Consider the following 19518-nt stretch of genomic DNA (forward strand, 5'->3'; position numbering starts at 1 on the left):
GCGGCCGCGGCGCAGAAGGCCTGGGCCGCGACCGCGCACCCGGTGCGCGCCGCCGTGCTGCGCCGGGCCGCCGCGCTCCTGGAGGAACACGCCGACGAGATCATGGACTGGAACGTGCGGGAAGTCGGCGCGGTTCCCGGGCTTGCCGGCTTCGCCCTCCACGTCGGCGCTCAGGAATGCTATGAGGCGGCGGCGTTGCCGTCGCATCCGCTCGGCCAGGTACTCTCGAGCGAGGAGCCGAGGATCTCCATCGCCCAGCGGGTGCCCGTCGGCGTCGTCGGAGTCGTGTCGCCGTTCAACGTGCCGATCATCCTCGGCATCCGCGCGGTGGCGCCGGCGCTCGCGCTGGGCAATGCGGTCGTGCTCAAGCCGGACCCGCGCACCGCTGTGACCGGCGGCGTGATGATGGTGCGCATCTTCGAGGAGGCCGGCCTGCCCGCCGGGCTCCTGCAGCTGGTGACCGGCGGCGCCGATGTCGGCGAGGCCATCGTCACCGACCCGAACGTGCGGGTGATCGCGTTCACCGGCTCGACCAGGGCCGGTCGCGCCGTCGGCGAGCTCGCGGGAAAGCATCTCAAGCGTGCCCACCTCGAGCTGGGCGGTAATTCCGCCTTCGTCGTACTCGCCGACGCTGACGTCGACAAGGCCGTCAACCTCGCGGCCTGGGGATCGTTCCTGCACCAGGGCCAGATCTGCATGACGGTCGGGCGGCACATCGTGCACGAGAGCATCTTCGACGAGTACGTCGAGAAGCTCGCCGCGAAGGCGGACTCCCTTGCCGTTGGCAACCCCGCCACCGAGCACGTGCACCTCGGCCCGATCATCGACGAGAACCAGCGCGACCGCATCCACCGCCTGGTCACGAGCTCGATCGATTCCGGCGCGAAGCTGAGGGCCGGCGGCAGCTACGACGGGCTGTTCTACCGGCCCACCGTGCTCGCGGACTCGCCGCTGGATGCCCCCGCCTTCTGCGAGGAGGTGTTCGGCCCTGTCGCATCCGTGGTGCGGTTCAGCACCGAGGACGAGGCCGTGGGCATCGCTTCGGCGACCGAATACGGGCTCTCGCTCGGCATCGTGACCGCCGACGCCATGCGCGGCCTCGAACTGGCCCAGCGGATCCCGTCCGGCATCGTGCACATCAACGACCAGACGGTCAACGACGAGGCGAACACACCGTTCGGCGGCGTCGGCTCGTCCGGCACGGGTTCGCGGCAGGGCGGTGCGGAGGCCAACATCGACGCCTTCACGGAGACGCGCTGGATCACCCTGCGCCGCACGCCGGGCAGCTACCCGTTCTGAGCGGAGCCTAGTTCACATCGTTGGGGTGGGAGCCCACGCGGCCCGAGCGCTCGAGCGCGGAAATCGTGGCGAGTTCGGTGTGACTGAGCTCGAAGTCGAAGACGTCGAGGTTCTCGATCATGCGCGCGCGCCGGTTCGACTTCGGGAACAGGATGTTGCCGGTCTGCAGGTGCCAGCGGATGACCACCTGAGCGGGGCTCTTGCCGTGCGCCTCGGCCGCGACGACGACGACGGGCTCCTCAAGGAGTGGGTACTTGCCCTGGCCGAGGGGTCCCCACGCCTCGATCTGAATCCCGTGGGCGCGCGCGAACACGGTGACTTCAGGCTGCTGGTGCGCGGGGTGCAGCTCGATCTGGTTGACCGCCGGGACGACATCCGTCTCGGCGAGAAGGCGTTCGAGGTGCGGCACGAGGAAATTCGAGACACCGATCGAGCGTGCACGTCCGGAGGCGCGGATCTTCTCGAGCGCCTTCCAGCTCTCGATGTAGCTGTCCTTCGCCGGCGTCGGCCAGTGGATGAGGTACAGGTCGACGTAGTCGAGCCCGAGCTTCTCGAGGCTCAGGTCGAAAGCGTCGAATGCGCTCTGGGTGCCCTGTTCGCTGTTCCACAGCTTCGTCGTGACAAAGAGCTCGGAGCGAGGCACGGCGGATGCCGCGATCGCGGCCCCGACTCCGGCTTCGTTCCCGTAGATCGCGGCCGTGTCGAGGTGGCGGTAGCCGACCTCGAGTGCGTCGGAGACGATGCGGGTCGTTTCGTCCGGATCGACCTTGAACACACCGAAGCCGAGCTGAGGAATGGTGTGGCCGTCGTTGAGGGTCAGGGTGGGCACAGAAGTCGTCATGGGCCCACCCTAAACGCCGGAACCGGACGGAACCTGACCTACGGTGCTTCAGCGGGTGAGCTGGAGCTTCCACGCCTCGGGCTCGCGGGAGAGATAGCTCACCGTGAACCGGCCCGGGTGTCGCTGTTCGAGCTGGGCGAGGAGGGGCAACGGGTCGTGGGGAGCGACGAGGACCAGGCCGCCGCCGGGGAGGACAGCGTCCAGCGCGCCGAAGATCGCGGCGTGCCGGATCGCGTGCGGGAGCTGCCGGGCGTCCAGTTCTGGGTACCCTGCGGCCTCGGCCTCGCCGCAGGTGCAGGTGTGGCCGGCGGGCTCGTCGTGGGCCGCGGGCCGGGGTGCGGATGCGGGAAGGAGGGGGATCATGTCAACCATGATTTAAACCTAATATATTCCGCTTTAATTAGCGAGCGGGTCGACGGGCACCCAGTCGCCGCGGAGGCGCACCTCGCACAACTCGGGAAGGACGAAGGGGCGCAGCTCCACGTCGTCCGGGTCGTGCCCGCTGGAACGGGCGATGCCCCGGATCAGACCCAGGTGCAGCGAGCACACCACCGCGGGCGTGTGCCTGGCTTCGTCGCGGAAGGGACAGGCCCGGAGCTCGACGACCATACCGTCGCGGGCATCCGTCTCGCTCGGCGACGCCGGCTGACCGGGCGACGCCGGCTGACCGGGCGACGCCTCAAGCGATTGGGCGATCGGGTCGAAGCCGAGGCCGTCGAGGATGTGCACGAGCGGCCCGACGTCGCTCGCTCCCCCGGCCGCCCCTGTGCCCGGTTCGCTCTCGCGCGCCTCGAGGTCGAAGGCGGACGACCAGCGCTCGCCGGCGCGGATCGCCCGTGCCCGGCCGCCGTCGTCGTCCTCGGCGAGGGCGCCGACGAGGGCGTGGCTGAGCAGCCGCTGCACACCGTCTTCGCGCACCGCGGGATTCACGGTGAAGAGGATGCGCGGACGCCCGCGGATCCCGGTCCGGTCGACGGCACGGCGGATCAGCCCGGCACCCTCGAGCTGGTCGAGATGGAAGCGCGCGGTTGTCACGTGCAGGCCGATGCTCGCGGCGACGGCGGCGGCGTCGACGGGCTCGCGGGCACCCGCGATCAACTCGAGCACCCGGCGGCGCGCATCCGAGGCGAGGGCCGCGTGCCGGTCGCCGATTCCCTGTCCGTCTACCATAGTTTGAGCGTAACAGTCTCCGGTTAAAGCGCCAGGCCGGGAGGAGCCGCCCGCGCACACCGGGCACCCGGAAGTCTTACGATGGAATGCTCATGATTCCCCTTGTCATCACCTTCCCGCCCGAACTCCCCGTCAGCCAACGCCGCGAGGATATCGCGCGCGCCATCCGCGACAACCAGGTCGTCATCATCGCGGGCGCGACGGGCTCGGGCAAGACCACCCAGATCCCGAAGATCTGCCTCGAACTCGGGCGCACGAGCATCGGCCACACCCAGCCGCGGCGGCTCGCCGCCCGCACGATCGCCGAGCGCATCGCCGAAGAACTCGGCCAGGAGGTCGGCCAGGTCGTCGGCTACCAGGTGCGGTTCACCGACCAGGTCGGTCCTGACACCAAGATCAAGCTCATGACCGACGGCATCCTGCTCAACGAGATGCACCGCGACCGGATGCTGCGCAAATACGACACGATCATCATCGACGAGGCCCACGAGCGCAGCCTCAACATCGACTTCCTGCTCGGCTACCTGCGCCAGCTGCTGCCGCAGCGCCCCGACCTCAAGGTCATCATCACCTCGGCGACGATCGACCCGCAGAGTTTCGCCGAGCACTTCGCGGCCGCCGACGGCACGCCGGCCCCGATCATCGAGGTCTCCGGCCGTACCTACCCGGTCGAGATCCGCTACCGCCCGCTCGTGGCCGAAGCGATGGCGGACGATGACGACGAGGACCAGGTCTCGGCGACGCCGCCGGTGGACCGCGACTACATCGAGGGCATCTCAGCGGCGCTCGACGAACTCGAGCGCGAGTCGAACGGCGACGTGCTCGTCTTCCTGAGCGGAGAGACCGAGATCCGCGACGCAGCGGATGCCCTGCAGGGCAAGTTCGCGAGTGGCGACCGCACGAGCCCGACCGAGGTGCTGCCGCTCTACGGCCGGCTCTCCTCCGCCGATCAGCACAAGGTCTTCCAGCCCTCGACCGTCGCCGGGGTTCGGCGCCGGATCGTGCTCGCGACGAACGTCGCCGAGACCAGCCTGACCGTCCCGGGCATCCGTTATGTCATCGACGCCGGAACCGCCAGGATCAGCCGGTACAGCGTGCGCTCGAAGGTGCAGCGGCTGCCGATCGAGGCGATCAGCCAGGCCTCCGCGAACCAGCGCTCCGGGCGCAGCGGGCGCACGAGCGACGGCATCGCCATCCGGCTGTATTCGGAGGAGGACTTCGGTCGCCGCCCGGAGTTCACCGAGCCCGAGGTGCTGCGCACCAACCTCGCCGCCGTGATCCTGCAGATGATCTCGCTCGGCCTCGGCGACATCGCCGCGTTCCCGTTCCTCACCCCGCCGGATTCCCGCGGTATCAAGGACGGCCTCGACCTGCTCGCCGAGCTCGGCGCCGTTGCGCCGGGCAGTGGGGTGAGCAACGCGAGCGGCGGGGTGTCCAAGCTCACCCGGATCGGGCAGCAGCTCGCGAAGCTGCCGATCGACCCCCGCTTCGGGCGGATGGTCATCGAGTCCAAGACCCAGGGCACCAGCCGCGAGGTGATGGCGATCGTCGCCGGCCTCACCATCCAGGACCCGCGGGAACGGCCGCTCGAGCGGCGCGCGCAGGCCGACCAGCAGCACGCGCGGTTCGCGGACCCGACGAGCGACTTCCTCGGCCTGCTGAACCTCTGGAATTACCTCGAGCTCAAGCAGAAGGAACTCGGCTCGAGCGCCTTCCGCAGGCTCTGCAAGAACGAGTTCCTGAACTACCTGCGGGTGCGCGAGTGGCAGGACGTCTACAAGCAGCTCCGCCAGCTCGCCAAGCCGCTCGGCCTACACATCGGCGACCCGGCGGTCAACCCCGACGGCATCCACCGCTCCCTCCTCGCCGGGCTGCTCTCGCACATCGGCCTCAAGGATGTCGCGAAGAAGGACTACATCGGCGCCCGCCAGCAGCGCTTCGTGATCTTCCCCGGCTCGTCGCTCGCGAAGAAGCAGCCCAACGCCGTGATGAGCGCGGAACTCGTGGAGACCAGCCGGCTCTTCGCCCGGATGAACGCCGTCGTCGACCCCGCCTGGGCCGAACCGCTCGCCGGGGACCTCTGCAAGCGCAGTTACTCCGAACCGCACTGGGAGAAGAAGCAGGGCTCCGTCGTCGCCTACGAGCGGGTCACCCTCTACGGGGTTCCGATCGTGCCGCGCCGCCGCATCCAGTTCTCCCGGGTCGACCCGGCCTACGCCCGCGAGCTCTTCATCCGGCACGCCCTCGTCGACGGCGAATGGGACCTCGACCGCGTCGACCAGCGTGTCACCGCGTTCGACCGGGCCAACACGAAGCTGCGCAAGGAACTCGCCGAGCTCGAGGAACGCACCCGGCGCCGCGACATCCTCTTCGACGACGAGGCCGTCTTTGAGTTCTACCAGCGCCGCATCCCCGCGGAGGTCTGCTCGACGCGCACCTTTGAGACGTGGTGGCGCAAGGCGCGCGCCGAGACCCCCGACCTCCTCACGATGACCGCGGAGGCGCTCGTTCCCGACGAGGCCACCCCGGAGATCGACGAGGCCGTCTTCCCGCCGACCTGGCACCAGGGCGACCAGCGTTTCCACCTGACCTACCGGTTCGAGCCGGGGGCGGATGACGATGGCGTCGCCGCCCTGATCCCGCTCGCCCTCCTGGCCCGGCTCTCCCCCGCCGGCTTCGACTGGCAGGTACCGGGCCTCCGCGCCGACCTCGTGACCGCGCTGATCAAGTCGCTCCCGAAGAGCATCCGCCGCAACGTCGTGCCCGCCGCCGACTGGGCGGCCCGGCTGCTCACCGAGCTGCCGCCTGCGCCCGGCGAGGCCCGCACGGCGAAGGACACGAGCAGCATGGGCGGCACGAGCATCGGCGCCCGGCTCGGCGCGGGCACGGGGGCGGGTTTCGAGACAGAGGCTGCGCCGTTCACCGAGATCCTCGCGGGCCTGATCCAGCGGCTCACGTACGTCCCGGTGAACGCAAACGACTTCGAGCTCGGGCGCGTACCCGCGCACCTCCGGATGACGTTCCGCGTCGTCGACGACCGCGGGCAGGCGATGGCCTCCGGAAAGGACCTCGGCGAGCTGCAGCGCAGGCTCGGCTCCCGGGCGCGCGAAAGCGTCGCGGCGGCATCCGCTGCCACGCCCGTGAACGCGATCGAGCGCGGCGGCCTCACGACCTGGGATTTCGCGGAACTCCCCCGGTTCATCGACACCAAACAGGGCGACAACACCATTCGCGGCTACCCGACGCTCGTCGACGAGGGTACGAGCGTCGCGATCCGGATGATGAGCACCGCTGCAGAGCAGGCGAGCACGCTGCCGGGCGGGGTGCGCCGGCTACTGTTGCTCGCGACGCCGTCTCCGGTCGCCTACGTGCAGCAGCACCTGACCGGGGCGGAGAAGCTCAGCCTCGCCACGAGCCCGTACCGCACCACGCAGGCCCTCTTCGACGACTGCCTCGCGGCCTGCGTCGATGAGGTGCTGTTCCGGGTGAACCCGAGCGGCCAGGTCTTCATGAAGGCCGAGTTCGACTCGATCCGGGACCGCGTGTCCGGGGTGCTGATGGACTCGATGTTCGAGGCCGTTGGGCTCGTTGCGCGCATCCTCACCGCCTCCCGGGCCGCCGACAAGGCGCTCAAGGCCTCGACGAGCATGGCGTTGCTGCCCGCGCTGACGGATGCCCGTGCCCAGCTGGCCGGACTGATCTACCCCGGCTTCGTGAGCGCGACGGGCCTCGCCCAGCTGCGCCACCTGCCGCGCTACCTCGGCGGCATCAGTTCACGGATCGTGAAACTCGGCGACAATCCCAGCCGCGACCGGGTCTGGATGAATGAAAGCCAGTCGGCCACGGCCCGCTACGAAGCTGCCGGCGGCCGGATTCCGCTGGCCCCCGGCATGGCGGCGAACCTCGTGCGCGCACGCTGGATGATCGAGGAGCTGCGGATCAGCCTGTTCGCGCAGGAGCTCAAGGCCGCGGAGTCGGTGTCTCTGCAGCGGATCCACAAGGTCCTGACCAGCTGACCCCGACATCCGCCGGGGTCAGCTGGTGGCTAGAGCACCTTCGAGAGGAACGCCTGCGTGCGGCGGTGTTGCGGGTTGCTCAGCACGAGCTCGGGGTCGCCGGACTCGACGACGACGCCGCCGTCCATGAACACGAGCGAGTCACCCACCTCGCGGGCGAAGCCCATCTCGTGGGTGACCACGATCATCGTCATGCCCTCCTTGGCGAGGCCCTTCATCACGTCGAGCACCTCGCCGACGAGTTCGGGGTCGAGCGCGCTCGTCGGCTCGTCGAAGAGCATCAGCTTGGGCTCCATCGCGAGCGCGCGGGCGATCGCGACGCGCTGCTGCTGGCCGCCGGAGAGGTGCGCGGGGTAGTAGTCCGCGCGTTCGGCGAGTCCCACCCGGGCGAGCAGGTCGCGGGCGGTGCGCTCGGCTTGCGCCTTGGGCAGCCCCTTGACCCGCAGCGGCGCCTCCATCACGTTCTGGAGTGCGGTCATGTGCGGGAACAGGTTGAAGCGCTGGAACACCATGCCGATGTCCCTGCGCTGCTTCGCCGCTTCCTTGGGCGCCATCTCGTAGAGCTTGCCGTTGGTCTCGCGGTAGCCGATCAGCTCGCCGTCGACGCTCAGCCGCCCGGCGGAGAGCACCTCGAGGTGGTTGATGCAGCGCAGGAACGTGGACTTGCCCGACCCGCTCGGCCCGACGAGGCACATCACCTCGCCGCGTTTGACCTCGAGGGAGATGCTCTTGAGCACCTCGTGCGAGCCGAAGCTCTTCGAGACCTGCTCTGCGAGCACCATCGGCACGTAACCGCGGGCAGCGGATGCCGCGTTCGGCGTGGTCAGGTCGCTCATGACGGGCCTCCCTGGCCGGTTTCGGGTTCTCGGCCGGTGCGGGTCGCCGGCGCCTGCTCGGAGCCGGGCACGATCGTGACGCCCGTGATCGGGTCGGGGTTGGAGCCGCCGCCCTTCTTGTCCGGCTGACGGTCGCCGATGCCGCGCGCGAAACGCTTCTCGAGGAAGTACTGGCCCACCATCAGGATCGAGGTGAAGAACAGGTACCAGATCGACGCGACGATGAGCAGCGGGATCGGGTTGAACGTCTCGGCGGAGATGTCACGGGAGCGGGCGAACAGGTCGAAGCTGAACGGCACCGCCGTGACGAGCGAGGTGGTCTTGAGCATCGAGATGACCTCGTTGCCGGTCGGCGGGATGATCACCCGCATCGACTGCGGCAGGATGACCCGGGTCATCGTCTGCGACCAGCTCATCCCGAGCGCGGTCGCGGCCTCTTCCTGGCCACGATCGACGGCGAGGAGTCCGGCACGGACGATCTCGGCCATATACGCGGCCTCGTTGAGCGAGAGGCCGATCACCGCGAGGGCGAACGTGCTGAGCGCGGCGTTCGTCTCGAACGACACCCACGGGTGCATGAACGGGATGCCGATGTCGATGCTCGAATAGATCAGCGAGATCAGGCCCCAGATGGTCAGCTGGACGTAGACCGGTGTGCCGCGGAAGACCCAGAGATAGAACCACGCGAGGCTCTTCACGACCGGGTTGGGCGACAGCCGCATCACCGCGAGGATCACGCCGAGGACGATCGCGATCACCATCGAGTAGACGGTGAGTTCGAGGGTCACGAGCGCGGCCTGGGAGATGCGCCGGTCGAACAGGTACTTCGCGACCGTCGGCCAGTCGTACGCGGGGCGGAAGGCCGCGTCGACGATGGCCAGGGCGAACACCACGATCAGGATGATCGCGAAGACCAACCGCCAGGGGTGACGCAGCCGGATGGCTTTGATGGGAACCGACGCGGCCGGGGCGGCCGGATCGGCCGGGGACGAGGCGGGCCCCGCCCCCCGGCCGTTCAGATTCGGCGTGCTCACCGGTTAGCCGTTCGCGGCTGCGTTGATCGTGATCTTGTCGATGCCGCCGTCGGCGACACCCCACGTGTCGAGGATGGCCTTGTAGCTGCCGTCGTCGACCATGGACTGCAGTGCGGCCTGGACGGCCTTGCCGAGGTCAGAGCCCTTGGCGACGACCATGCCGTATGGTGCGACGTCGAAGGTCTTGCCCGCGAGCTGCAGCTTGCCCTTGGTCTGGGCGATGGCGTAGAGGGTGACGGGAGAGTCGGCGCTGAGCGCGTCGGCCTGGCCGAGTACGACCGCGTTCGTCGCGGCATCCTGGGTGTCGAACTTGAGCTTGTCGATCGCGGGCTTGCCGGCCGCGACGCAGGCGTCGCTCTTGGCGGGGACCTCGTCGGTGTCTTCGTAGGTGGTCGCCTGCACGGCTACCTTCATGCCGCAGGCGTTGTCCGGGTCGACGGTCTTGTCCTTGGCCGATGCCCACTGGATACCGGCGGTGTAGTAGTTGACGAAGTCGACCTGCTGCTCGCGCTCGGCGGTGTCCGTGAACGAGGACTCGCCCATGTCGGCCTTGCCACCGGCGACGGAGGGGATGATGTTGTCGAACTTGGCGACCTGGAATTCGGCCGTGAGCCCGAGCTTGGTGGCGACCGCGCTCGCGATCTCGATGCCCCAGCCGATGGGCTTGCCTGCTTCGTCCTTGAACTCGTTGGGGGCGTAGGTCGGGTCGCTGCCGACGATGAGCTTGCCGGAGGACGCGATCTTGGCGGGAACGAGTGCGGCGGCCGCGTCGTCCTTGGTGATCGCTGCGGCCGAGGCGCTGGTGGTCGAGCCGGTCGAGGGCGTCGAGTTGTCGACGCAGCCGGTGAGCATCAGTGCGGCCGCGGCGGCGACGGCGGGGAGTAGGTATCGAGCGCGCATATGCGGAACCTTCTTTGTTTGTCGGTGTCAGGGGTTCGTCATTGAGTCCGTAAACGGTAAGCGACAGAGGTGAGCATATAACAGGATGCTCACGCGGATTCTGTGCGCAGGTCACGTTTTGGACTAGCTAAAGCGAGCGTGAGGGGGACGTGTCTCGATCAAGTATGGCCGTTGGCGTGTTTCGGGCAGATTTCGCCGGGTGCGACGACAGCGCCCGAACCGCCGGCCCGCCCAGTTGCGCACAAAGCACCCTCGTCGCGACGACGAAGGTGCTTTGACCGCAATTCAACCCCGGCGACGGGCGTTATTCGGCGGCCTTGGCCGCGGTCGAGAGCATCGTCACGTAGTCGTCGAGGCCCCAGGTCAGCGAGAGACCCGTCGGCGGGGAGACGGACGAGATGAATGCCGCGCCGACCGGGGAGGCGACGGAACCACGCTGCACCTGCGGCATGGCCTGGGCGTACCCGGCGGAGAGGAACGCATCCGATTCCTCCTGCGTCGTCCCGAAGTTCACGAGCACGTCACTCGTGAGCTTGTCGAGCTGTTCGTGGCTGAGCGTGTAGTAGAAGCTCGCCTCGTCGGTCGCGAGGGCATCGACGGCGGATGCGTTCACGAAGCCGAGGTCGAGGGTGAATGCGACGCGGGGGTCTTCCTTCTTGTAGACGTAGAACGTTCCTCCGCTGTCGCTCGTGAGGGCGATGGACTTGCCCGCGAACTCGGGGTGGGCTGCCGCTGCCGCGGCGATCTTCGCGTCGATGCCCGCGAGAAGCGTGGTCGCTTCAGCGGACTTGCCGAGAGCCGTTCCGGTGATCGTGATGAGGTCGCGCCAATTCGTCGCCCAGGGCTGGTCCGGGTAGCCGACCACGGGGGCGATCTTGCTGAGCAGCGCGTACTGCTCGGCGGTGATGCCCGAGTATGCGGCAAGGATGACGTCGGGTGCGGCCTTGGCGATGTCCTCGTACGGCGGCTCCGTGGAGTCGGGCAGCACGGTCGGCGTCGGCGTTCCGCTCGTCACGAGCGCCTCGGAGATCCAGGGCAGCACGCCCTGGGCGTCACCGGCGTATGCCTGGAACGGCATCGCGACGGGAATGACGCCGAGGGCGATCGCGTCGTCCGCGCTCCCCCAGCCCCAGGTCACGACCCGGGTCGGCTGCTTCGGGATCACGGTCGACCCGAAGGCGTTCTCGATGGTGACGGGGAACGACGCGGCTGCGGAGTCGCCCGCCGCAGCATCCGTTGACTGGGGCGCCGGCGCGGAACAGCCGGTCAGCGTCAGGGCGACGAGGGCGGCGACGGCGACAAGCGCGCGAATGGGGGGACGGTGCACGGGAAACTCCGGTTTCTCAGTTGTCTCGGGGAGGGACACGGTTCGACTAAATTAGGTTAGCCTTACCTAATATAGCGGATGCCGCGGTCGGCGCGGGATGGAACCTCCCGATCGGCACGACGAGCGGTGAGCCGCAGACCGGGTCGGGGATGACGAGGGCGTCGAGCCCGAAGGCGGAGCGGACGACGTCGACGGTCAGGGTGTCCACGGGCGGCCCTGCGGCGATGATCCCGCCTGAGCGCATCACGAGCATTTCGTCGGCGTACCGGGCCGCGAGGTTGAGGTCGTGCAGGACCATCACGATCGTGGTCCCCCGGGTGCGGTTGAGCTCGAGGAGGAGGTCGAGGACCTCGATCTGGTGGGCGACGTCGAGGAAACTCGTCGGCTCGTCGAGCAGCAGGATGTCGGTGTCCTGGGCGAGGGCCATCGCGATCCAGACCCGCTGGCGCTGGCCGCCGGAGAGCTCCTCCAGCCGGCGCGCGGCGAGGTCGAGGGTTCCGGTGCGCACGAGGGCGTCGGCGACGATGGCGTCGTCGGCGGCCGTGGTGCCGCGGAACCAGCCCTGATGCGGATGCCGGCCGCGACCGACGAGTTCGCCGACGGTGATTCCCTCCGGCGCGAGCGGCTGTTGCGGCAGGAGGCCGAGCACGGTCGCGACCCGCTTGCCCGGAATCGTCGCGATGTCGGTGCCGTCGAGGAGGACCACGCCGGTCTGCGGGGTGAGCAGGCGGGCGAGTCCGCGGAGGAGGGTCGATTTGCCCGAGGCGTTCGCGCCGACGATGACCGTGATCCGGCCGACGGCGATCTCGAGGTCGAGGTCTGTGACGATCGGGACGCCGTCGTAGCCGAGGCCGAGGGCGACGGTGCGCAGCTCGTGGTGCGTGCGGTCGCCCGGTTCGGCGGCTGCTGGACCCGCGAAAGCCGGGACCGCTGTCTGCGGGTCGGGAGCGTGCGGTTCGGGTTGGGTCATCGGGTTCCTTCTGTGCTGTCGCGCGGGATGCCGCGGGTGCTGCCGGCGCCGCTGCCGCCCGCCGCTCCGGTCGCGAGCAGCCAGAGCAGGTAGGGCGCTCCGATGGCGCCGGTGACGACCCCGGCGGGCAGCTGGAGTCCGCCCGGGAGCAGGTGCTGGGACGCGAAGTCGGCGGCGCTGACGATCAGGGCACCGACGAGGGCCGAGGGAACGAGGCTCAGTCCGCCGGTGCCGACGAGGCGGCGGGCGATCGGCGCGGACACGAACGCGACGAACGCGAGCGGGCCGACCATGGCCGTCCCGAGCGCGGCGAGGGCGACGGCGACGATGAGGAGTCCGAGCCGGTTGCGCTCGGCACCGACCCCGAGGCTCGTGGCCAGGTCGTCGCCCAGTTGCAGCGCGCGAAGACGCGGAGCGAGCATCCACACGATCGGCAGGAGCACCGCGAGCCCGACAGCGACGACCGCGATCTCGGGCCAAGCGGCACCGCTCACGCTGCCGACGAGCCAGGTCAGGGCGTCCTGGGCGTCGCGGAGCTCGGCGCGGCTGAGCAGGTAGCCGAGCAGGCCCTGCACCATGAACGCGATGCCGACGCCGATGAGCACGAAGCGATAGCCGGCGACGCCTCCGGCGCCTCCGCCGCGACCGCGCCAGGCCAGCAGGTAGATGACGGTCGCGACGAGGATCGCGCCGCCGAAGGCCGCGAAAGCGGTCGCGAGGCTGCCGAAGCCGAGCACGAGCATCCCGAGGACCGCTGCGGCGCTCGCCCCGCCGGTGACGCCGACGATGTCGGGGCTCGCGAGCGGATTGCGCAGCACGGTCTGGAACAAGGCGCCCGAGAGCGCGAAGGCGACGCCGGTCAGGAGCGCGAGCACGAGCCGGGGCAGGCGCAGGGTCAGCACGATGAAGTTCTCGGCCCCGGTGCCCTGGCCGGCGAGGGTGCGGAGCAGGTCGGGCACCGCGACGGAATAGGAGCCGACGGAGAGGCTCAGCGCGGCGACGACGAGCACCGCCCCGGAGAGGACGATCACTGTCCGGCGCTCCCGGCGGCGCCGTGCACCCCGCGCCGCGCCGAGCACAGCCGCGGGCGCGAGGACCGGAGTGCTTGTGCTCACAGCCCGACCGCCTTGGTGCCTCGCACGAGAGCAATCAGCACGGGGGCGCCGAGGAACGCGACGACGAGGCCGGCCTCGATCTCGCCGGGGCGGGCGATCACGCGCCCGATCACGTCGGCGAGCAGGAGCAGGGCGGGGCCGAGCAGCGCCGAGAGGGAGAGGGTCCAGCGGTAGTCCGGGCCGGCGAACCAGCGGGCGAGGTGCGGAACCGCGAGGCCGACGAAGACGATCGGCCCGGCGAGGGCGGTCGCCGAGCCGCAGAGCAGCACGACGGCCACGAAGCAGACGATCCGTGCGGCCACGACGTTCTGGCCGAGACCGCGGGCGAGGTCGTCTCCGAGGGCGAGCGCGTTGAGCATCCGCCCGGCCGTCGCCGCCAGGATCGCGCCGACGAGGATGAACGGCGCGAGCTGCAGCGCGGTGTCGAGGCCGCGGGCGGAGAGGGAGCCCGCAGACCAGAACCGGTAGCGGTCGAAGGTTGACGGGTCGCTGAGCAGCACGATGGTGATCAGCGAGGTGAGCGCCGCGGTGAGCGCCGTGCCGGCGAGGGTGAGCTTGACGGGGGTCGCTCCCCCGCGTCCGAGCGACCCGATGACGTAGACGACGGATGCCGCGACCGCGGCCCCGACGAAGGCGAACCAGACGTAGCCGAGCGCGCTCGTGACTCCGAAGACGGCGATTCCGGCTACGACGAAGAGGGAGGCGCCCGCGTTGACGCCGAGCAGGCCGGGGTCGGCGAGGGGGTTGCGGGTGACGCCCTGCATGAGCGCACCGGCGAGGCCGAGGGCGAGGCCCGCGAGCAGGCCGACGACCGTGCGCGGGATACGCAGGTCGAGCACGACCAGCTGGTCGGTCACGGCGGGGTCGGGCCGGAACAGGGCGTCGAGGACGGTGCCGAAGGGCACGTCCCGCGCGCCGACGACGAGGGAGGCGATGATCACGAGGACGAGGAGCACGGCCGCGCCGAGGAGCCCAGCCACCGGACGTCGACCCGAACCGGTTCGACGGAGTCTTGCGGTCTTTCGGCCCGAAACGGCACTCTCCGGTGTTCTTTGGGCAGAAAATCCGTCGGATTCGTTCGGGGCCGGACGGTTCGGGGCCGGACGGTTCGGGGCCGGGCGGTTCTGGGCGGGGAGGTTCGCGGCCGGATGCTCGGACGGGTGTGCCAGGCGGCTCACTGGGGCTCGGCCTTGCCGAGGCGCCAGTAGCCCATGAAGGAGACGCGCCGGCGGTCGACACCGGTCTCGCTCACAAGGAACCGGCGGAGGCGCTTGATCGCGCCGGCCTCTCCGGCGAGCCAGGCGTAGAACCCTGCGCCCGGCGGTGTGTCCGGGGTGTCCCACAGGGTTTCGCGGTCGATGTCGATCTCGAGCTCGGCCGCGTTCACGGCGACGCCGGTCGGGACCTCGGGTCCCTGGTGGCCGGCGACCCAGGTGCGCACGGCGGCGTCGAGGCGTTCGCCGTGCGGGGCGCCTCCGCGTGGAAGCCAGGTGACGGTGCAACCGTCCGGGACCCGCACGTCGAGCTGGTCCGCGGCATCCGGCACCTCGAGGAAGGCGTGCGCCGTGCGCCCGGGCTGCAGGGTATCGAGGATGCCGCAGATCGCGGGGACCGCGGTCTCGTCGCCCGCGAGGAGCAGGTAGGTCGCGTCGCCGGGGCGCCAGTCGAGGCCGAGGCCGGCGTCGCGGCTGCGCGAGTCCGGCCCGACGATGACGACGTGCTCGCCGACCTGGGCCGCGGCGAGCCAGCGGGATGCGGGGCCGGGGCCGGAACCGGCGGCAACCGCTGCGTCGTGGGAGACGAAGTCGACGTCGAGTTCGCGGAGGTGCGGGCGCACCCTGCGGACGGTGTAACTGCGGAACGGGTTGCGCTCAGCTTCGGGAAGGGCCCGCCAGCGGTCGTACCAGCCGGTGCCGGTCGAGGCAGGGTCGTGCTGCTCGTCCACTCCGAAATCGGCGAGGCCGACGCCGGGGATCGGCAGGACGAGCTTGATCCGCTGGTCGAGTCCCGCCGTGCCGAAGTGCTCGAATTCCGGACCGGTGAAGGTCACCCGCACAAAATGCGGGCTCAGGCGCCGGATGCCCGCGACCGTCGCCCGGTACGGCCGGTAGCCGGGGCGTGCATCAGGGAGCAGGTCCTCGCCGGTCACCTCGGTGCTGGGTAAGGTAAGCATTACCTAAGTATTGCATCCCCGGGCTCTGCGTGACGTGTGAATTCGGTGTGAGCGCACCGGGCCGCCGCGAGCCGGCCTCGCCGCCTACAGCCGGACGCTGGCCCCGGTGAAACCGCCGAACCCGCCGCGCCCGCCGTCCCCGGTTTCCACGGGGCGGTCCGGGAGGTTGGACCACTGCGACCAGGATCCGGGGTAGAGGTAGGGGACGAACCCGGCGATCGTGAGCGCGGCGATCTCGTGGGCGGCCGTGACCCCCGACCCGCAGTAGACCCCGATCGGGCGCATCGGTTTCACGCCGAGGGACTCGAACTGCGCACGCAGCTGGTCGGCGGGCAGGAAGCGTCCGTCGTCGGCGAGGGTGTCCGTCGTCGGGGCGCTCACCGCGCCCGGGATGTGGCCGGCGCGGGGGTCGACCGGCTCCGTCTCGCCCCGGTACCGGGCGCCGGCACGCGCGTCGAGGAGGATGCCGGTGTGCGCGATGGCGGCGGCGGTGTCGGCGTCGATCGTGGCGAGCGAGCCGTAGCTGAGGTGTGCGGTGCCGATCGGCGGGTCGGGCTGCTCCCCGGTGACGAGCGGCAATCCCGCCCTGCGCCAGGCGGCGAGCGCACCGTCGAGCAGGAGCACGTTGCGGTGACCGGCGTGCCGCAACAGCCACCACGCCCGCGCCGCCGACATCAGGCTCAGGTCGTCGTAGACCACGACGGTGTCGTCGTCGTGGATTCCCCAGCGCCGCGCCGCCGCCTGCAGGTCGTCGATCGCGGGCAGCGGGTGCCGCCCGTCTTCAGGCGCCCCTGGCCGGGCGAGTTCGGTCTCGAGGTCGACGTAGACCGCGCCCGGCAGGTGTCCGGCGGCGTATTCGTCGCGTCCGCTCGGCCCGAGGAGCGCCCACCGGACGTCGAGCACACGGATGTCGTCACGCGTCTCGAGCAGGCGGGCCAGGTCCTCGGCGGAGATCAAAGTGTTCACGAAACCACGGTACCGGGTGTGCGCGGCGCGGGGACCCGCATCCGCCCATGCCCCGCCCCTTTGATACGGCCCCAGGCACGGCCGTCGACACGATCCTCGGCACGGAATTGCGTTCGGTACACGTTCGTTGCGAAAACGGGCGCGCACGCGACGCAATTCGGCGCGGGGCGGCGACGGATTGCGTGCCGGGGGCCCGACTCGACCCGTACCGGGCCTCGCCCGTAGACTCGAACGAGTGAGCAGCTACTGGACCCTACTGAAGACGCCCGGGGTTGCCCGTCTGATCGCCGCGCAGCTGACCGCCCGCTTTCCGTTCGGGATGCTCTCGCTCGCGTTCCTGATCCACATCGAGCACGTCTACGACTCCTACGGGTCCGCCGGCCTCGTACTCGGTGCGATGAGCATCGGCCAGGCCATCGCCGGCCCGCTCACGAGCCGCCTGATGGGCCGCTGGGGCATGCGCCCGGTCATCATCGCCACGATCGCGATCTGCGCGAGCGCCATCGTCGTGATGGCGTTGTTGATCCTGCCGATCTGGGGCCTGATGGTGATCGGCCTCGTCGCGGGGCTGACGACACCGCCGATCCAGCCGGCCGTGCGCACGATCTACCCGAAGATCGTCAACTCCCGTCAGCTCACCCCGCTGTTCTCGCTCGACGCATCCGCCCAGGAGATCATCTGGGTGCTCGGACCGGTCATCGCCACATTCGTCGCGATCCAGATCAGCTCGGTCGCGGGCATCCTCCTCGCCGCTGCATTCCTGGTCGGCGGCGGCATCTGGTTCGTCGTGCTGCCCGAGGTCGGCCGGGTACGGATCCCGCGCAGCCGCCGCAAGCTCGGCGCCGTGCTCAAGCGCCCTGCCGTGCTCCTCAGCACCGTTGTCGGCTTCATGCTCGTCGCGGCCTGCTCGGCCGTCGAGGCCGGCGTCGTCGCGGCATTCGGTCACGGCAGCTCGGACTCCGGCTGGGTGCTCGGCATCTTCGCGATCGGCTCGCTCGTCGGTGGCCTCGCGCTCGGTCACGCGCCGATCGGCCCGTGGGCCCTCGCCGGGCGGATGCTGATCGTCACGATCGGCCTCTCCCTCGCGACTCTCGGCCTCAGCTTCTGGTGGCTCGCCGCAACGCTGCTCCTCGCGGGCATCGGCATCGCGCCGGCCTTCGCTGTGCTGTTCGGGATCGTCTCCGCGAGCGTCAAGTTCAGCGACACCGCCGAGGCGTACGGCTGGGTCGGCACCGGCCAGCTGATGGGAGCGGCGCTCGGGTCCGCGACGGCCGGCTTCATGATCGACCATAACGGCGCCGGGTCCGCGATCCTCGTCGCCGCCGGTTTCGCCGCGCTCGGGACCCTGATCCCCGCGCTCGGTCGCCGCTGGCACCCGGACCTGCGCGGCCGCGACGCCGGCCCGATCCCCGACACCGCCCCCATCCAGATCCAGGTCTCCTAACCCCACCGCCCCGGCCGCGCCTCGCCCGCTTACAGTCCACGAGAGTACACTTTTGGCCCTCAAACCAGTGGTTTAGGGGCCAAAAGTGTACTCTCGCGGGCGTCGCGAAGCCGCGGGTCGGGGCAGCGGATGCCGCGGCATCCGCTGCCGGAGACCTGCGGCTAGTGCGTGTCGACCTGGTGGGCCACGTACTGCACGGGAGCGGGCAGGTGCGCCTCGCTCCGCACGGTGCGGGAGAACCGCTCGATCGACTTAAGCGCGCTGACCAGCTCGTCGGGGGTGATCGGGAACGGCATGTTGTGGATGGTCTCCCCCTGCACCGTCGCCGCCTCGGCGACGCGGCGCAGGTCATCCTCGTCGTCGACGCTGAGGCCGACCTCCGTCAGCGTGTTCGGCAGCCCGACCCGGGTCGTGAACTCGATGAAGTCGCGGATCTCCTGGGTCGGGGCGCCCTCGAGCACGAGCTGCGTGACCGAGCCGATGTTGACCTTCTGCCCGTGCGCGAGCCCGTGGGTCTGGTGCGCCGCGGTCAGGCCGTTGTGGATCGCGTGCGCCGCGGCGAGCCCGCCGGACTCGAATCCGAGCCCCGACAGCAGCGTGTTCGCCTCGACGAGCTTCTCGACGGCCGGGGTGACCTGGTGGTCGCGCACGGCGTCGAGGGCGGGGAGCGCGTTGTCCCAGATCACGCCCCAGGACAGTTCGGCGAGCGCGGTGCCCGCGAGGGTCGGCAGGCCGCCGGCCATCGTGTTCGCGTGCGCCTGCCTCGTCGCCCGGGCCTCGAGCCACGTTGCGAGCGCATCGCCGACGCCCGCCGCCAGGAACGCGGCAGGGGCATCCGCAACGAGCTGGGTGTCCATCAGCACGAGGTCCGGGTTCTTCGGGAAGAAGCGGTACTCCTCGAACGCGCCATCTGCGGTGTAGATCACGGAGAGGGCCGAGGTGGGGGCATCCGTTGATGCGACGGAGGGCACCGTGACCCAGCGGATCCCGGCGAGGAACCCGGCCGCCTTCACGGCGTCCATGGTGCTGCCGCCGCCGAGGGCGACGATGACGTCGGCGCCGGTCCTGTCGATCACGCCGACGAGGCGGGTGACCTCCGCGGCCGTGGGGATGCCGCCGAAACGTTCCCGGGTGACGGGCAGCTGGGCGGCGCGCAGCGAGTCCGTGGCGCGCTGCCCGAGGATCCCCCAGACGACGTCGTCGGAGACGAGGAGCGGGGTCTTCCCGAGCGGCGCGAGGAATTCGCCGAGCCGGGACAGCGCCCCTTTCCCCTGGACGTAGCGGCCGGGGCTGATGATGGTGCGAATGGCGCTGGAGGCGGCCATGACGATCTCCTTCTTCAAGCGATGCGGATGCCGCCAGCCTAAATTCGCCGGTGCCGGCCCGGTCAGGGGCCCTGTCACCATGTGAGAAGCTGCCTCACGCGC

16 protein-coding genes are annotated in these 19518 nt (G+C 70.1%); 3 read left to right on the forward strand and 13 right to left on the reverse strand.

The window, feature by feature from the left end; translation table 11 throughout:
• Window positions 1–1299, forward strand: a 1299-nt coding sequence (locus E3O50_RS16200; protein WP_134564581.1) for an aldehyde dehydrogenase family protein, incomplete at its 5' end; no start/stop codon positions are given.
• A 7-nt stretch (window positions 1300–1306) separates the two neighbouring features.
• Here E3O50_RS16200 and E3O50_RS16205 read toward each other — a convergent pair.
• The 3 genes from E3O50_RS16205 to E3O50_RS16215 are packed head-to-tail and all read right to left on the reverse strand — an operon-like array spanning window position 1307 to window position 3310.
• A complete protein-coding gene (locus E3O50_RS16205) occupies window positions 1307–2140 on the reverse strand; it encodes an aldo/keto reductase (RefSeq protein WP_134560522.1) in 834 nt (277 codons plus the stop codon).
• Between the two features lie 48 nt (window positions 2141–2188).
• Complete coding sequence (locus tag E3O50_RS16210) at window positions 2189–2512, reverse strand: DUF2249 domain-containing protein (protein ID WP_134449357.1); 324 nt, start codon at window positions 2510–2512, stop codon at window positions 2189–2191.
• A 24-nt stretch (window positions 2513–2536) separates the two neighbouring features.
• Window positions 2537–3310 carry a helix-turn-helix domain-containing protein gene (locus tag E3O50_RS16215; RefSeq protein ID WP_134560524.1) on the reverse strand — a complete coding sequence of 258 codons (774 nt, stop codon included), beginning with the start codon at window positions 3308–3310 and terminating at the stop codon, window positions 2537–2539.
• Window positions 3311–3402: 92 nt separating this feature from the next.
• Between E3O50_RS16215 and hrpA the strand changes: the two genes are divergently transcribed.
• A complete protein-coding gene (gene hrpA / locus E3O50_RS16220; RefSeq protein WP_134560526.1) occupies window positions 3403–7326 on the forward strand; it encodes an ATP-dependent RNA helicase HrpA in 3924 nt (1307 codons plus the stop codon).
• 29 nt (window positions 7327–7355) lie between these two features.
• On the opposite strand, the gene E3O50_RS16225 is transcribed toward hrpA, so the two are convergent.
• From E3O50_RS16225 to E3O50_RS16265, 9 genes are all read right to left on the reverse strand, one after another.
• The gene (locus E3O50_RS16225; RefSeq protein WP_134449397.1) at window positions 7356–8108 is read right to left on the reverse strand and encodes an amino acid ABC transporter ATP-binding protein; all 753 of its coding nucleotides are present in this window, start codon (window positions 8106–8108) and stop codon (window positions 7356–7358) included.
• A gap of 50 nt (window positions 8109–8158) precedes the next feature.
• Window positions 8159–9112, reverse strand: coding sequence for an amino acid ABC transporter permease (locus E3O50_RS16230; protein ID WP_241975491.1), 954 nt, complete (start codon window positions 9110–9112; stop codon window positions 8159–8161).
• Between the two features lie 87 nt (window positions 9113–9199).
• Window positions 9200–10096 (reverse strand): ABC transporter substrate-binding protein, encoded by an 897-nt coding sequence (locus tag E3O50_RS16235; RefSeq protein WP_134449354.1) that lies wholly within the window; start codon window positions 10094–10096, stop codon window positions 9200–9202.
• A gap of 304 nt (window positions 10097–10400) precedes the next feature.
• Window positions 10401–11423: an ABC transporter substrate-binding protein gene (locus E3O50_RS16240; protein ID WP_134560528.1), complete on the reverse strand. Its 1023-nt coding sequence runs from the start codon at window positions 11421–11423 to the stop codon at window positions 10401–10403.
• A gap of 46 nt (window positions 11424–11469) precedes the next feature.
• Window positions 11470–12393 carry an ABC transporter ATP-binding protein gene (locus E3O50_RS16245; protein WP_134449352.1) on the reverse strand — a complete coding sequence of 308 codons (924 nt, stop codon included), beginning with the start codon at window positions 12391–12393 and terminating at the stop codon, window positions 11470–11472.
• Complete coding sequence (locus tag E3O50_RS16250) at window positions 12390–13508, reverse strand: iron chelate uptake ABC transporter family permease subunit (protein WP_134449351.1); 1119 nt, start codon at window positions 13506–13508, stop codon at window positions 12390–12392. The genes E3O50_RS16245 and E3O50_RS16250 overlap by 4 nt, the downstream gene beginning before the upstream one ends.
• Window positions 13505–14488, reverse strand: coding sequence for an iron chelate uptake ABC transporter family permease subunit (locus tag E3O50_RS16255; RefSeq protein WP_134560530.1), 984 nt, complete (start codon window positions 14486–14488; stop codon window positions 13505–13507). The genes E3O50_RS16250 and E3O50_RS16255 overlap by 4 nt, the downstream gene beginning before the upstream one ends.
• Before the next feature lie 194 nt (window positions 14489–14682).
• The gene (locus E3O50_RS16260; RefSeq protein WP_134560532.1) at window positions 14683–15681 is read right to left on the reverse strand and encodes a siderophore-interacting protein; all 999 of its coding nucleotides are present in this window, start codon (window positions 15679–15681) and stop codon (window positions 14683–14685) included.
• Window positions 15682–15765: 84 nt separating this feature from the next.
• Window positions 15766–16638 carry a sulfurtransferase gene (locus tag E3O50_RS16265; RefSeq protein ID WP_241975492.1) on the reverse strand — a complete coding sequence of 291 codons (873 nt, stop codon included), beginning with the start codon at window positions 16636–16638 and terminating at the stop codon, window positions 15766–15768.
• 244 nt (window positions 16639–16882) lie between these two features.
• Here E3O50_RS16265 and E3O50_RS16270 point away from each other — a divergent pair, with 244 nt between their 5' ends.
• Window positions 16883–18091, forward strand: a complete 1209-nt coding sequence (locus tag E3O50_RS16270; protein ID WP_134560536.1) for an MFS transporter — start codon at window positions 16883–16885, stop codon at window positions 18089–18091.
• 161 nt (window positions 18092–18252) lie between these two features.
• On the opposite strand, the gene E3O50_RS16275 is transcribed toward E3O50_RS16270, so the two are convergent.
• Entirely contained in the window at window positions 18253–19416 is a 1164-nt protein-coding gene (locus tag E3O50_RS16275; RefSeq protein ID WP_134449346.1) for a glycerol dehydrogenase, read from the reverse strand.
• Window positions 19417–19518 lie beyond the last annotated feature (102 nt).

It is taken from the genome of Cryobacterium sp. MDB1-18-1 (genome assembly GCF_004402735.1).
In the GTDB taxonomy this organism is placed as follows: Bacteria; Actinomycetota; Actinomycetes; order Actinomycetales; family Microbacteriaceae; genus Cryobacterium; species Cryobacterium glucosi.

Bases quoted from the DNA above. Each gene is read 5' to 3' on its own strand.
- E3O50_RS16260 (WP_134560532.1), bottom strand. From the start codon at position 15,681: ATGCTTACCTTACCCAGCACCGAGGTGACCGGCGAGGACCTGCTCCCT.
- E3O50_RS16205 (WP_134560522.1), bottom strand. From the start codon at position 2,140: ATGACGACTTCTGTGCCCACCCTGACCCTCAACGACGGCCACACCATT.
- E3O50_RS16210 (WP_134449357.1), bottom strand. From the start codon at position 2,512: ATGGTTGACATGATCCCCCTCCTTCCCGCATCCGCACCCCGGCCCGCG.
- E3O50_RS16215 (WP_134560524.1), bottom strand. From the start codon at position 3,310: ATGGTAGACGGACAGGGAATCGGCGACCGGCACGCGGCCCTCGCCTCG.
- E3O50_RS16225 (WP_134449397.1), bottom strand. From the start codon at position 8,108: ATGGTGCTCGCAGAGCAGGTCTCGAAGAGCTTCGGCTCGCACGAGGTG.
- E3O50_RS16245 (WP_134449352.1), bottom strand. From the start codon at position 12,393: ATGACCCAACCCGAACCGCACGCTCCCGACCCGCAGACAGCGGTCCCG.
- hrpA (WP_134560526.1), top strand. From the start codon at position 3,403: ATGATTCCCCTTGTCATCACCTTCCCGCCCGAACTCCCCGTCAGCCAA.
- E3O50_RS16275 (WP_134449346.1), bottom strand. From the start codon at position 19,416: ATGGCCGCCTCCAGCGCCATTCGCACCATCATCAGCCCCGGCCGCTAC.
- E3O50_RS16235 (WP_134449354.1), bottom strand. From the start codon at position 10,096: ATGCGCGCTCGATACCTACTCCCCGCCGTCGCCGCCGCGGCCGCACTG.